Here is a 14,368-nt window from a genome sequence, read left to right on the forward strand (position 1 = left end):
CCAGCCTTGTTTCCCTATATAATCCCGCGCCATAAGGCGACCCTTAAGGAAATTCCATGCACGACATTATTGAGCAACTCCAAGAACGCAGCGAAACCGTGCCTGTGCCACTCGAGTTACCGACATTCGAGCAGTTAGTGGAGGTTGAGGAACAGATTTTGATCCCACTGCCACGGGAATTAAAGGAATACCTACTCCATGCCAGTGATGTGATTTATGGCGCGATTGAGCCTGTGACTGCAGCCGATCCCTATTCACACACCTATTTACCCGAAGTCACCTGCTATGCTTGGTCAATTGGCTTGCCAAGGGACTTAATCGCCATCTGCCAATTGGGCGATGACTTTTACTGTATCGATCAGGATGGCCAAGTTCACTTCTGGCAAAACGGTGACTTTACCGATACTTATTGGGAATCCTTCTGGGAATGGGTCGAAGATATTTGGCTTAAAAACAAATACTGATTTTACCGAGATTTTATTTTTATCAACTTGAGAACCGCATTATGTCTAAAAATATTGGCTTGAACGCCATCGAAATGAGCTACTTACGCCAATCACTCAGCCTCAGTGCGGCTCAAGTAGGACAACTGACCAACCACAGCGAAGCCGATGTATTAGCATGGGAAAATGCTGAAACACAGGCCCCTGAACTGGCGCAGAAGAAGCTGTTAGATCTCGACGATATTATCGAGATGCAAGTGCTCAATACCACTGACGGCATCGAAGCCTTATTTAAGAAAGAGCCTAAGCGTCACTTGGCCTTCGTGGTGTATCCAACCCAAGCCGTTTACACCCAATATAACCCTGAATTTTTAAGCTCGCTGCCGTTGACTGAGCTGTACAATACGGCGGCATGGCGCATTAAGAAAGAATGTAAACTGGTGCTAGAAGTGGATGTTAGCTTAGTCAATCTCGATGTCGAAGCCTACAAGGCATTCCGTGAGCAAAATGGGTTAAGCGAAAGCCGTGAAAGCCGCGCAAAATGGGCGGCGACTCAGCTATAAACGCTAAACGACTTAAGCAAAAGGGCAGAAGTAAATCTTCTGCCCTTTTGTTTTTTATCGCTTAGTGCCAATTAAGCCTGCGCTGCGTTGGCGACGGCTTCCATTTTAGCGAGTGCCGATTTACGCGAAGGACGCGCCGCTACTCTATCTCGATACGCCGCCAATTTAGGCGGGATCTGCTGCTCAAATAAAGTGCCCCAAATGAGGGTGTGGGCAAGCAGGATATCGGCAACCGACAAGGTGTCGCCGAGTAAAAAGTCACTATCGGGCAGCATAGCTTCGGCCAAGGCCGCCGCCTTATCAAACTCCCACACAGCGCAGGGCATAATAGAAGGATGACGCTGCGCTTCCGGGAGGGCAAATTTATGTTTGCCCATTGTCCACAGTGGCTGCTCGAGTTCGGTGATAATAAAGCTAACCCATTGATGATGCAGACCCGATGCAGTAGTGCCCGGCGCAGGTAACAACTGGCCAAATTTCTCCGCCAGATACAGGCAAATGGCCGCCGACTCAGATAAAACTAGATTATCATCGGTTAACACTGGCACTTTGCCGCAGGGATTGAGCGCTAAGAAAGCGGCGCTACGGTGCTCGCCCTTATTCATATCCACAAACGAAAAGGCCCATTCGGCGCCTAACTCTTCTAACACCCAAGAGACTCGTAATGCTCGGCTGCGTGGTGTGCCATATAAGGTGATCATGTTAACGTCCTTTTAGTAATAACTAATAAACTACAGGGAAGATACACTGTGTGGCTGCAGAGTAAAAGACAAAAAACGGCGCCGAAGCGCCGTTATCGAATAGTGCAACCAATGATCAATTAGAAGTTCATGGTCAGTTTAGTGTAGATATAACGTCCCATTGGGTTATGTACAGAAATCACATAACCATAGAGGTCGGTATCGCCGTCACCAATCGCAAAAGGTGGCTCTTCATCGAATAGGTTGTTCACGCCTAATGTCAGCTTAAACATCTCGTTGAAACGGTAACTACCTGACATATCGACTAATAACTGAGCATCAACCATACGAGACTTGTTCGTTTCGAAGTCTAACACACCGTCAAAGTCGATATCAGGAGTATCTTCGAACTCACCGATGTAACTCAGGTTTACGTTGGCGGCGAAGTTATCCATGGTCCAGTTGGTGGTGAGTAACCAGCGATGTTGTGGGAACTTGTACTCGCCAGTGTAATCGAGACCGTCTTTTTCGAAGTTATGTAAGTAGCTGTACTCTAGGCCAAACTTCAAATCACCAAAGCTATCTAGCTCAAGACCATAGTGGGTTGACAGGTCAACACCCTGCACATCCTGCGAGCTTAAGTTGATAAAGCTTGAGTGAATAATGCTGATAGGACCTAAGGTTTGACCCGCTTGCGGTACTAAACGCTCACACACTGTGCTGTTTTGATCGTTACAGTTTGCGGTGTAGATATCACCCAATGGCTGCTTATCGATCTTGTTATCTTGAGTGATGCTGTAAACATCGAACCCGATATCAAACTTCTGGCTTGGCGCCCAGATAAGTCCAAGGTTCCATGTTTCTGACTCTTCGGCATCCAACTCAGAGTTACCCTGGAATTCAGTGTTGTAGTCGAGCGCTTCACAATCCACACCATCGGCGGCGCAGCGATAAGTATCGATAAAGAAGCTACTTTCGCGTGATGGGCCTAAACCAATTTGTGCTAATGAAGGCGCGCGGAAACCCGTTGACCAAGAACCACGGCTCGTCAGCTCATCGGTGATGCCCCATTGGAACGCCACTTTAGGGTTAGTGGTTGAACCAAAATCGCTGTAGTGGTCGTAGCGACCCGCGAGTTGCAGCTCAAAGTTATCCGTGACAGGAATAGAGAACTCCACATAACCTGCGTATTGGTCACGGGAGGCCGCAGCTGAAACCGCTTCGGTACCGAAAATCAGCCCACGTTGGAACTGTTCATCCGGCACGTCGCTCACGCTTTCTTCACGGTATTCCACGCCCGCCGCCATCATAATATCGCGGTCCGCCAGTGTGAACGCTTGGCCAGAAATGTTCGCCGCGTATGACGTCATGCTCGATAAACCTTGGCGAACTAGGCTAGTCGTAATCGCATCGATCACATCCTGCGAGTTCATGGTGCCGCCAAAAGGATTGTAGCGACCCGCATCGATCTCGGCTTGCAGGTAATCGGTTCTGACCCAACCTTGAGTACGATCGCCCGTTTGTGTCGATTCACTGCGGCCACGTTGTACCGAGGCTTCCCAATCCCACTCTTTAATCGTGCCACGTAAACCCGCCACTAAACGTAGGGTGTCGGACTCGATATCCCAACGGCGAGCGCCCGCATCCACAGTACGGAAACGACCGATTTCGATATCTTTGCCCCAAGGATTATTTGGGTGAGTGCCTGGCACAGTTAAGGCCGCATCTTCATCCAAAGGTGTTGGTGCACCACCCGCAATTGAAGAGTTATGTTGCGCGGCTAACTCGAGGAAAGCGGTTAAATCGTCATTGAAATGGTAATCGAATTGACCAATAGCCCCAATACGCTCAGCCTCAGGGATCACTAAGTTGTATGGACCATAGTCAAATAAACAGCTGCCGCTGGCCGTTGCACGATCGGGCGGACAGGATGGATCGATTGTCTTCACACCATCGACATAAAAATAACCGGGGAAACCGCGTGAGGAACGGAAATCTTCACCACCGTAAGGGCTTTGATCGGCTGTGCCAAAACGGCCCAAATCGGTTGCCGCTAAGGTATCGTTTTTAAAATAATCGAGAATAACCGACGCACTACCCTTTTCGGACTTCACGCCCCAAACGATACTTGCCGTGGTTTCATCGTAACCCGTACCCGGGGTATCGCCGTAACCTAAGTTAACCTCAATCCCTTCGATGTCTTTTTTCAAGACGATGTTGACTACGCCCGCAATCGCATCGGAACCATAAATCGCCGACGCACCATCTTTCAGAATATCAATGCGTTCAATCGCTGAAACCGGAATGTTGTTAATGTCGACGAAGGAGTTAGTGATACCTTCAGCAAAGGCACTTGCCGCAACACGGCGACCGTTAATCAATACCAGAGTGGCGTCAGGGCCTAAGCCACGCAAACTGATTGAAGCACCACCGTTTGCGGTCGAGTCTTGGCTGTTCCCACGGGTAGAGAAAGCGCCAGCACCGTTGGCAGGCATACGTTCAAGTAACTGTTGCAGGTTGTCAAACCCCATGTTGGCAATATCTTCTTTGCCAATGGATTGAATGGGTGACGGTCCCTCGATATCAGTGCGCTTAATACGAGAGCCCGTTACTTCAATGCGTTCAACTTTGTCAGCGCCGTTATCGGCTGCATAGCTAATATTCGGGGCAAATGCCATTGCGATCGCGATAGCACAAGCACTGGGTAGAATCTGAGGTCTTTTCATTTACATCCCCTAATCTTCATTTGTTAAATTTATTTTACTTTTATTAAACTAATTTTTAACACAACCAAGGTAATCGGTTGTAAAACAAAGTCAATGGGGGACTGCAAAAAGTTAAACTTTTGTTACCAAGAAAAACCATGTATTTTCCTGCTGAGATCTCTCAAGATAGCGAAACGGAACATTGGCGTTGAGGAAGAACATGCAAGAACAAACAATTCATGAAGCCCAATTTGAAGATAATTTAGGTTTGTACTGGTTACTCTCAGGGGCCGCTTACTTCACCTTAAGTATTGTTGGTATTCCCTTGTTATTACTTTGGTTTCCTATTGGGTTATGGGGAACTCGCCGCTACATCAGCAATATGAGCGCACGCTTAACTAGCAAAAAGCTGATCGTGCGCAGAGGCATGTTAACTCGCACAGAAAATACGGTTCCCTTAGATAAAATTACCGATATCGCCCTCATTCAGGGGCCAATTATGCGCCTGATGGGATTACATAAACTCACCGTAGAAACCGCAGGACAATCGGGCGCAGGCGCTTTAATTAGTCTGGTTGGTATAGTCAACGCCCCCGATTTTAGGGCGCAGATTTTGGAGCAAAAAGAACGCTTAAGTGAGGCACATACCACCAGCGAGACGAGCGCTCCCACAGAGGATAACGTCCTGTTGACCCAACTTGTGGAAATGACGGCAAGCTTAAAACGCATCGAAGCCCTACTCGCCTCAAAATACAATTCTTAACAGTTAACAACGCGACTTAAGCGCTTAGATAGCTCAGTATCGAGCAAACCATTTCCAACGGATAAGGAAACACCCTGCGTATTATGGCGACTTCTCAAGTAAAACCTCTCTCCATGAATTGGACAGCCCAACTGACCCTCGGCATAAAAGCCATGGGGCCCGGTGTATTAATGGCCGCCGCCGCGATTGGGGCTTCACATTTAGTGTCATCCACCCGCGCCGGCGCAGAATTTGGCTGGCAACTCGCCTGGGTGATTCTGGGAGTAAACTTGCTGAAATACCCCTTCTTTGCCGCGGGTGCGCGTTACACCGCCGCCACAGGGGAAAGCCTGCTGCATGGTTATCTTAAACAGGGCCGAGGTTATCTGTGGTTATTCACAGGCCTCAATGTGATTGCTTCCATCGCCAGCACCGCAGGGGTTTGCATGTTAACCGCCGCCATGCTCACCCAGTTTATCCCCTTACCTATTGATGTGTTGGCGTTATTGGTGCTGATAAGTTCGTTGTTGTTATTGATTTTAGGGCACTATTCATTGTTGGACAGGCTGACTAAGATCATCATGTTTGCCCTGACACTCACCACATTAATCGCCGTCGCCTTGGCATTAGATCATGTAAAACCGCTAGCAAGCCAGTTTGTCTCCCCCTCACCTTGGCAGTGGGCCCATGTGGGATTCTTGGTCGCCATGATGGGCTGGATGCCTGCACCTATTGAAGTCAGCGCATGGAATTCGCTGTGGTTATTGGAAAAACAAAAGACATCACCCGTTACCCCCGCCCAAGCTATCTTAGACTTCAACTTAGGTTATCTAGTCACCGCTCTGCTAGCCGTGGTCTTTTTGGCCTTAGGCGCGCTGGTGATGCATGGCAGTGGTGAGCATTTTTCCGACTCTGGCGCCAAATTTGCGAACCAATTAATCAACTTATATAGCCAAGTCATGGGTGGTGAAAGCCGCTATTTGATTGGCATAGTGGCGTTTTTATGTATTTTCAGCACCACTGTCACTGTCATCGATGGCTATAGCCGAACCTTGAACATGGGCTGGCAACTGCTCTCTAAAACCACAGTAACCGACGCGCAATCGGACAAACGCCTGACGGGCATCATGCTCATCTTAAGCACCTTAGGGTTAATGCTCATCCTGTTTTTCAAGGGCGCCCTACTGCCACTGCTGGAATTTGTGATGATTTTAGCCTTTATGACTACAGTGGTTTTTGCATGGCTAAACTATCGCTTAATGACTAGCACCCAACTGCCAGAGGCTCATCGTTATGGCACCAAAATGAAATGCCTCTCTTGGGTAGGATTAAGCTATTTGCTTATTTTTGCAGTGCTTTTTATTTATTGGTATCTCGTCATTCAGCCTTAAACTAGCGCACAGCCACTAAGTAGGAGAGCACCTCACTCACACTAACGGTGCGAGTATTTAACAGTGAGATAGACTTACCTGCTTTTGTTCAGCTTTGGGTATATAATGTCTGCTCTTAAACCAGACTGCGCAGCCGCGCCTAGAGATGACCATGATTAACAATGATATTTTGCGCCGTTTGCGCTTCGTGTTTGATTTCAACAATGCCAAAATGATTAAGATCTTTGCCAAAGTTGGAAGAGAAGTCACAACCGAAGAGATGATTAGTCTACTGCGCAAAGAAGAGGAAGAAGGCTATAAGGCCTGTAACGACACGACCCTATGTCAGTTTTTAGATGGCCTTATCATCGAAAAACGTGGTTTACGCGAAGGGGCTGAAATCCCAAAACCAGTTTCAAAATTAAACAACAACTTAATCTTCAAAAAGTTACGTGTAGCCCTAGAAATGCGTGAAGAAGATATTGTGGCCACCTTAGCACTAGCCGAAGTACAAATGTCTAAGTCTGAATTAAGTGCGCTGTTTCGCAACCCAGATCATAAAAACTTCAAGGCCTGTGGCGATCAGATCCTGCGTAACTTTATCCGTGGCCTATCACTAAAATATCGCGGAGTCTAATGCCTCTTCCGCTTAAAATCACAAACGCAGCCTAGGCTGCGTTTTTTGTTTTTACCTCGCCGTTAAACAAGCTTTTGCTTGGCAAATGCTTTTACAATCAATTAACAGATGCACGTTTTAAACAGACCAATTGATGTCTGCTGCAAAAAAAGCCACAAATAGCGTAAGACACAGGCAACAAAGATCACATTTCATGATAATCTTACGTGACTTACAGCACGTCTCAAGCACGTACCGAACCACTTAAACAATAACTCAAAGGTTACCCATGGACGATAATAAACGCCCCCTCTATCTTCCGTTTGCAGGACCTGCCATTCTTGAAGCGCCATTGATTAACAAGGGCAGTGCATTTTCGGAAGAAGAGCGTATTTTCTTTAACCTCGAAGGCTTAGTGCCCTATGCCATTGAAACTATTGAAGAACAGGCTTCCCGCGCCTACGATCAGTTCAGAAGTTTCAATAACGATCTCGATAAGCACATCTATCTGCGCAACATTCAAGACACCAACGAGACCCTGTTTTATCGTTTAGTGCAAAACCACATCAGCGAAATGATGCCAATTATCTACACCCCGACGGTAGGTTTGGCCTGTGAGCGCTTCTCGAAAAACTATCGCCGTAACCGTGGTCTGTTCATCTCCTACCCGAATAAAGACAGAATCGACGACATCCTCAATAACTCGACTCGCCAAAAAGTAAAAATCATCGTTGTGACCGACGGTGAGCGCATCTTAGGCTTAGGCGACCAAGGTATTGGCGGCATGGGGATCCCTATTGGTAAATTGTCGCTCTACACCAGCTGTGGTGGGATCAGCCCCGCATACACACTGCCCATCACCTTAGACGTAGGGACCGACAATCCACAGTTGCTGGAAGACCCTATGTACATGGGTTGGCGTCATCCACGCATTGGCGGCGAAGAATACGCAGAGTTTATCGAAGCCTTTATGCAAGCCGTGCATGTACGTTGGCCAGACACCCTGATCCAATTCGAAGACTTTGCCCAAAAGAACGCGATGCCGATCCTTGAGCGTTATAAGGAAAGATACTGCTGCTTTAACGATGACATTCAAGGCACTGCCGCAGTCACTGTTGGTTCATTACTCGCCGCCTGTAAGGCCGCTGGCACTGAACTGAACAAACAACGGGTTGCCTTCTTGGGCGCTGGTAGCGCAGGTTGCGGTATTGCCGAAGCCATTGTCGCGCAAATGGTGTCAGAGGGTATCAGCGACGAGCAAGCACGCAGCCAAGTCTGTATGGTTGACCGCTGGGGCCTGCTGCTCGACAACATGCCTAACCTGTTGCCATTCCAGCAAAAACTGGCTCAAAAATGTGCCGATATCAGCCACTGGAATAACTTCAGCGACAATATTTCACTGCTCGATGTGGTCAATAACGTTAAACCAACGGTGTTGATTGGCGTATCGGGCGCACCGGGTCTGTTTACTGAAGAGATTGTTCGCGCAATGCATAGCCACTGCGAACGTCCGATTATCTTCCCACTGTCAAACCCAACTAGCCGCGTTGAAGCAACGCCAAAAGACATTCTGCACTGGACTTCTGGCCAAGCATTAGTGGCAACGGGTAGCCCGTTTGAACCTGTGGTTGTCGATGGCGAGACCTATGAAATCGCCCAATGTAACAACAGCTTTATCTTCCCAGGCATTGGTTTAGGTGTACTCGCCTCAGGTGCCCGCCATGTATCGGATGCGATGTTAATGGCATCGAGCCGCGCATTAGCCGAATGCTCACCGTTAGCCATTAATGGCTCAGGGCCACTCCTGCCAAAACTGGAAGATATTCACTCAGTAAGTAAGCATATTGCGTTTGCCGTCGGTAAAGTGGCGATTGAGCAAGGATTATCCTTGCCTGCGAGTGATGAGCTGCTGATGCAATCTATCGAAGATAATTTCTGGAAGCCAGAGTACCGCCGTTATAAGCGTACATCTTTCTAATTTCAGATATTATCCAAAAAAAAGCCCGTCAATCGACGGGCTTTTGCTATGCTGCGCCATCTGATGAATTAAGACGCCATCACCTGTTTAAAGCTATTTAGCATTGAACGGTCGGTACGTGCTTTCTTTAATTTACGCACACACTCCTTGAGCGACTCATCGGCTAAACGAGTAAAAATACCGTTATATTCTTTCTCGTTTATGGCTTCATCCGTCTCTGCCTGCTCAGAAATCTCCTGGGCGACACGGCTCAGTTGTAACCAAGCGTTAGCGATATAAAAACCATGAAATTCAGCCTGTGGCATCAAATTGCGCGCACTGGTGGGTAATGCTTCCCACGCTTGGCCAAATTTAGCTTCTCTGTCTGCTAACAGTTCGGCACATAAACCTTGGTAAGCCGCTAACAGGCTCTCAGGCATTTTTGCCATAGGTAGCACTTTATTGGCAACATTGTAAGCAATGCGCTCGGCGGTTTCACGGTACTCAACTGATACTTCAGCCATAATTACTCTCTTATCCTAAGCGGCTTAAAATTGGCCACTAATATATAAACCATAGACCCCATTGTGGGCTAAAGGTGTCACTGTGATCCCTTTGTAAGGCTCAGTAAAATACCAACCCGCTAGTGCGCCAATAGCTGCGCCTGCGAGCACATCTTCTAAATAATGCTTATCGCTCTCGACTCGGGTATAGCCCACATAAGTCGCAGCAAGATACGCAGGCAGGCCATATTGCCAGCCATAACGCTGCTGAATAAAAGTGGCCGCCATAAAGCTGTCCGAGGTGTGCCCTGACGGAAAAGAATCATCACCACTGCCATCGGGTCTATCCTTACTGACACCCAGTTTAAGTCCTTCAACAATCACTCGGCTCGAGACTGCAGCCTTCAGTAATTGCCACGATCCCTCATTTCCCTCTTCATAGAATAGGGTCGCGCCCAAAGCCGTTGCAGGCAAGAGTAGATGCACCACATCGCCCGAGGTTTCGATATCATCCGAGTTTGCCCAACTCGCTCCTGTGAACAGCAACAGAGCGGCACAGAGTAATTTTTTCAAGGGTTTTCCTTAATGGGTGAGATCCAAGGCGACGTTTATACCTTGATAGCGGAATGAATGCAAAAATTGCAAACTTCGCATGTAAACAGTACGTAAAAAGTTTATGCTAAGATAATGATTAGCTATCTGTTTCAGCGTGAACAGGAAACCTCTCACTTGCGATATAGCCTACGATATTTAGCCATTTGTCTTATGCTGCTTATAGGGCCGCTAAGAGTTGCTATTGCTGAAGAAAAGACACGAGTCGATCAGATTTTTGCATTATTCGATAGTGGCGAGAGCATGACCCGTGAATCTATCGAGCAAAATATATCTCTGCTGGAAAAACTCATTTCAAGTGATGATACAGTTCGTATCGAAAAACTGAATCAGCTCAAATGCTGGAATCAGCCTTCTGAGACCGAAGCTGACGTCTCGCGCTCTCTCAAGCATACCGAACAAATACTGACACAGATTTCGCCAAGTGCTTCCCCGCATTTCGTTATCGATGTCACCCTTTGTCATGCTTGGTTTTTACAGCTTAGTGGTGACATTAATGGTGCAATGGAAGGCTATAGTAAGAGCGTAAAAAGTGCATATGAGCACGAGGATATAAAACTCATTGCCGATGCGCGCAGCCTTCGTGGAGCTCTACATTCCTACATTGGCGACTTTTCAGAGGCATTAGACGATCTCGTCACGGCTCAAGGGCTGTATGAATCATTAAATCTCACGGGCTGGGCCAATATAAATTTAACCGACATAGCCACCAGTTTTAGGCGCTATGGCGACCCTGAGAGCGCCATAAAATACTATCAAAAAATCAAAAATCTCTATTTAAAAAATGGCAACTTGGATCAAGTTGCCAGTGTCACCTCGGATATTGGAATCGCCCTAGATGAAATGGGTGAACATGAACAGGCAATAGAAAACTTTCGCTTTAGTTACCAGTATTTTAAAGACCATAAATATAAGCTTATTGCCGCAATCAACGCGACCAATATTGCCTACAGCCTGATTCAATTAAATCGTTTAGAAGAAGCTGAAAAATATTTAAAAGAAGCTGCGCTCGACATTACAGAAAAAGAGCCTGGGTCTTATAGTTTTATGAAACTTTTTATGGGGAAAATCCGCTATCAGCAAGGCCTTTACCAAGAAGCACTAGAAGAACTGACCTCCGCCGAAAAGGCATTTCGTACCATGCATAATGACCGTGGCCTAATCCAACTTTTACAACTAAAAAGTGACATCTATGCCGCGATGGGGGACTTACAACATGCCTACCATACTCTTCAGCAATTTGTTGATCTAACAAAGAAAGTCGATAACAGCTCCACGGCGCATCAAACAACCGAGCTAAAAGTGAAGTTCGATACCAGCAGGATCGAATCGGAAAACAAACGCTTGCTCGATAATCAAAAATTAAAAGAACAAGAGTTAGCACTGCTCGAGAAAAATAAATCACTGCAACTGATTATCCTGCTGCTCACGGGCTGTATTTTGGCGATAGTGTCACTCTTTGCCTACAAGCAAGTGCACCGTAACCGTCACCTACAGACCATAGCCTTAACAGATTATCTGACCCAATTGCCCAATCGCAGGCATATATACGCCCAAGCGGAGCAATATTTTCAGCAGGCCCTCAAACAAAAAACACCTTTATCTGTGATTATTTTCGATGCGGATTATTTTAAAAAGATTAACGATAATTTCGGCCATGAAATTGGCGATCAAGCCCTGTTAACCATAGCCCAGGCGTGTAAAGAATTAACCGCGGACCGCAATCTGATTGGCCGGATCGGCGGTGAGGAATTTTTGATTTTATTACCCAATACTACCGCTGAACGCGTTTGGGAACTGGCCCATGAATTACAAAGCTTAATCAGCCGTTATGGCGCCATTAATTTACCGGAAGAGTTAAAACTGACTGTCAGTGCAGGGGTTGCCACCTTAAGTCCTGAGGCAAAGCCTCAAGATGATAGCTTTGCCCGTTTACTAAAACGAGCCGACAATGCCCTCTACGAAGCAAAAAACGCCGGAAGAAACTGCGTAAAAGCTGCAAAGGCTACCGACTAACTTAAGTATTTCGATGCCAAAAGATTTGATGCTCGAGGGGTGGCGGTAAGGCGCCAAACCATTTTTGATAGAGCCGAGCAAAGTCCCCCGACTCCTTGAATTTTTCCAACTCGGCTTGCCAACGCTGGACTGTGTCCGCAGACGTTCCTTTTGAGAAAGCCAGATAAAGATGGATTTCAGAGATAACATAAACGGGTTTGATATCCGATTCCTTCGCGCCGATATCTTGCAGTATATGCTTGACCGCCAAATCGGCCTGACACCAGAACCGCACCCGTGAAAACAACAACTGTTTTGCCGATTGCTGCGGAAAACTCGCCACTAATAACGCATCGATACCCTGCTGTTGCAGCAGCTGCGCGCCGATAGACTCCCGATAAACACCGACGATCCCCGCCGCACTCACTTCAGATAATTGATTGATGCTAATAGGATCGTCAGCTCTGGCGTAGAGGGTAATTTTACTGGTGGCAATGGGGCCAATAAAATCGAAATGGCTCTCCCGCTCATCGCTGATGGAAGTGGCGAACAGCAACACATTCGGTGCAGAATTAGCAATCGAGTAGGCCCGCGCCCAAGGTAAGACTTCGATTTTTTCCCTCAGCCCAAGGCGAGTTTGCAATTGATTGACCAACTCAACACCAAAACCAGTAGGCACACCCTCTTGCTCAAAACTCATTGGAGGCCAAGCCTCTGTCACTAAGCGCATGCGCTCCATTGCCGCCAAGCTAAGCCCAGAATAACCTAAGCTTATAAACAACAGCAGGCAGTAACAGTGTTTACTGAGGGTCGACCACATAGACAAGACCGAAGGGGAAAGTTACCACCAATCATAGATCTAATTTATATTTAGAAGAAAGCGAGAATTGCTGTTTGGCTTAAATCTGATGAGTACTAAACTCGTCCACCACAGCTTAAAACTGCTATCATAGAGCCATTCTTCTCAAGTCCAATGCCTTTTCCATGTCGACCACCGCAACCTCTCCCACCAATATTCCCGATGCCGCCACCCTATCCCGTCTCGCTTTACAAATTAAGCATTGGGGAAAGGCGCTCGGATTTGCCCAAATAGGGATTTGCGACACCGACTTAACTGCAGAAGAAGCTAAATTGCAGACTTGGTTAGATAAGGGGTATCACGGGGAAATGGGTTACATGGCCACACACGGTATGATGCGTGCCCGCCCCCACGAGTTGCACCCTGGCACAGTTCGAGTGATTTCGGCTCGGATGGATTATTTGCCGCCAGAGGCGGGGTTTGCCACTAACTTAGCCTCGCCGAATATGGGCTATATCTCGCGTTACGCAGGCGGCAGGGATTACCACAAACTCATCCGTGCCCGGTTAAAAAAGCTGGGCGATCAAATCAGTAGCGAGCTTGTCGCCTTGGGGTTCGATGCCGCCGACTTCAGGCCCTTTGTCGATTCGGCCCCAGTGCTGGAACGTCCACTCGCCGAAAAAGCTGGCATAGGTTGGACAGGTAAGCACTCACTTATCCTTAATCACGATGCGGGCAGTTGGTTCTTCCTTGGGGAATTGCTGATCAACCTGCCCTTACCCGTAGACATTCCAATCCAAGAAGACTGCAACACCTGCGTCGCCTGCATCACTTCCTGCCCGACAGACGCCATAGTCGAGCCTTATACCGTGGATGCACGGCGCTGTATTTCTTATCTGACAATCGAATTGCAGGGTGCCATTCCCGAGGAGTTTCGCCCCTTAATGGGAAATCGCATTTACGGTTGTGACGATTGTCAGTTGGTGTGCCCGGTCAATCGCGAGGCGCCGCTGACTCAGGAGAGTGATTTTCACATTCGGCCTAAACTCAAGCAGCCTGAACTGCTCACCTTATTTGCGTGGAGCGAAACCGAGTTTCTTAAACAGACCGAAGGCAGCGCCATTCGCCGTATTGGTCATCAGCGCTGGTTACGCAATATCGCCGTCGCCCTTGGCAATGCGCCGAGTTCGCCGCAAATCATCGCCGCCCTTGAGCAACGTAAAGCCCAAGCAGATATCGATGAAATGGTGAAAGAACATATCAATTGGGCCCTAGCGCGGCAACATGCGGGCGGCTCACAAGCCAATAACCGTAAAACGGAGCGACTGGTTCGGGTCATTCAAAAAGGCTTACCACGGGATGCCTAGCATTCTCGCTGCATGC

13 protein-coding genes are annotated in these 14,368 nt (G+C 47.7%); 8 read left to right on the plus strand and 5 right to left on the minus strand.

The genetic code is table 11. The annotated features are described in order from the left end of the window. Nucleotides 1-56: 56 nt before the first annotated feature. Entirely contained in the window at nucleotides 57-464 is a 408-nt protein-coding gene (locus tag SHEWMR4_RS16655; RefSeq protein ID WP_011623923.1) for an SMI1/KNR4 family protein, read from the plus strand. Between the two features lie 41 nt (nucleotides 465-505). Beyond that, a complete protein-coding gene (locus SHEWMR4_RS16660) occupies nucleotides 506-1,006 on the plus strand; it encodes a DUF4447 family protein (RefSeq protein WP_011623924.1) in 501 nt (166 codons plus the stop codon). A gap of 71 nt (nucleotides 1,007-1,077) precedes the next feature. Here the strand turns inward: SHEWMR4_RS16660 and SHEWMR4_RS16665 are convergent, their stop codons facing one another. After that, nucleotides 1,078-1,707, minus strand: a complete 630-nt coding sequence (locus SHEWMR4_RS16665) for a glutathione S-transferase family protein (RefSeq protein ID WP_011623925.1) — start codon at nucleotides 1,705-1,707, stop codon at nucleotides 1,078-1,080. A 119-nt stretch (nucleotides 1,708-1,826) separates the two neighbouring features. Beyond that, nucleotides 1,827-4,412 (minus strand): TonB-dependent receptor, encoded by a 2,586-nt coding sequence (locus tag SHEWMR4_RS16670; RefSeq protein WP_011623926.1) that lies wholly within the window; start codon nucleotides 4,410-4,412, stop codon nucleotides 1,827-1,829. Nucleotides 4,413-4,611: 199 nt separating this feature from the next. Here SHEWMR4_RS16670 and SHEWMR4_RS16675 point away from each other — a divergent pair, with 199 nt between their 5' ends. The 4 genes from SHEWMR4_RS16675 (at nucleotide 4,612) to SHEWMR4_RS16690 (ending at nucleotide 9,097) form a co-directional block, all read left to right on the plus strand. Then, on the plus strand, nucleotides 4,612-5,154 hold the full coding sequence (locus tag SHEWMR4_RS16675) for a PH domain-containing protein (RefSeq protein ID WP_011623927.1): 543 nt from the start codon (nucleotides 4,612-4,614) through the stop codon (nucleotides 5,152-5,154). A gap of 83 nt (nucleotides 5,155-5,237) precedes the next feature. Further along, nucleotides 5,238-6,524: an Nramp family divalent metal transporter gene (locus SHEWMR4_RS16680; RefSeq protein ID WP_011623928.1), complete on the plus strand. Its 1,287-nt coding sequence runs from the start codon at nucleotides 5,238-5,240 to the stop codon at nucleotides 6,522-6,524. A 151-nt stretch (nucleotides 6,525-6,675) separates the two neighbouring features. Further along, nucleotides 6,676-7,140 (plus strand): DUF1456 family protein, encoded by a 465-nt coding sequence (locus tag SHEWMR4_RS16685; RefSeq protein WP_041408865.1) that lies wholly within the window; start codon nucleotides 6,676-6,678, stop codon nucleotides 7,138-7,140. Between the two features lie 268 nt (nucleotides 7,141-7,408). Then, complete coding sequence (locus SHEWMR4_RS16690) at nucleotides 7,409-9,097, plus strand: NAD-dependent malic enzyme (protein WP_011623930.1); 1,689 nt, start codon at nucleotides 7,409-7,411, stop codon at nucleotides 9,095-9,097. 68 nt (nucleotides 9,098-9,165) lie between these two features. On the opposite strand, the gene SHEWMR4_RS16695 is transcribed toward SHEWMR4_RS16690, so the two are convergent. Both SHEWMR4_RS16695 and SHEWMR4_RS16700 read right to left on the minus strand, forming a co-directional pair. Then, on the minus strand, nucleotides 9,166-9,600 hold the full coding sequence (locus SHEWMR4_RS16695) for a DUF3069 domain-containing protein (protein WP_011623931.1): 435 nt from the start codon (nucleotides 9,598-9,600) through the stop codon (nucleotides 9,166-9,168). Between the two features lie 24 nt (nucleotides 9,601-9,624). Further along, entirely contained in the window at nucleotides 9,625-10,152 is a 528-nt protein-coding gene (locus SHEWMR4_RS16700; protein ID WP_011623932.1) for a phosphatase PAP2 family protein, read from the minus strand. A 114-nt stretch (nucleotides 10,153-10,266) separates the two neighbouring features. Here SHEWMR4_RS16700 and SHEWMR4_RS16705 point away from each other — a divergent pair, with 114 nt between their 5' ends. After that, entirely contained in the window at nucleotides 10,267-12,207 is a 1,941-nt protein-coding gene (locus tag SHEWMR4_RS16705) for a GGDEF domain-containing protein (protein WP_011623933.1), read from the plus strand. A gap of 1 nt (nucleotide 12,208) precedes the next feature. Here the strand turns inward: SHEWMR4_RS16705 and SHEWMR4_RS16710 are convergent, their stop codons facing one another. Further along, the gene (locus SHEWMR4_RS16710) at nucleotides 12,209-13,006 is read right to left on the minus strand and encodes a substrate-binding periplasmic protein (protein WP_011623934.1); all 798 of its coding nucleotides are present in this window, start codon (nucleotides 13,004-13,006) and stop codon (nucleotides 12,209-12,211) included. Between the two features lie 164 nt (nucleotides 13,007-13,170). Between SHEWMR4_RS16710 and queG the strand changes: the two genes are divergently transcribed. Then, on the plus strand, nucleotides 13,171-14,352 hold the full coding sequence (queG, locus tag SHEWMR4_RS16715; protein WP_011623935.1) for a tRNA epoxyqueuosine(34) reductase QueG: 1,182 nt from the start codon (nucleotides 13,171-13,173) through the stop codon (nucleotides 14,350-14,352). Nucleotides 14,353-14,368: the final 16 nt, after the last annotated feature.

The sequence above is a fragment of the Shewanella sp. MR-4 genome (assembly GCF_000014685.1).
In the GTDB taxonomy this organism is placed as follows: Bacteria; Pseudomonadota; Gammaproteobacteria; order Enterobacterales; family Shewanellaceae; genus Shewanella.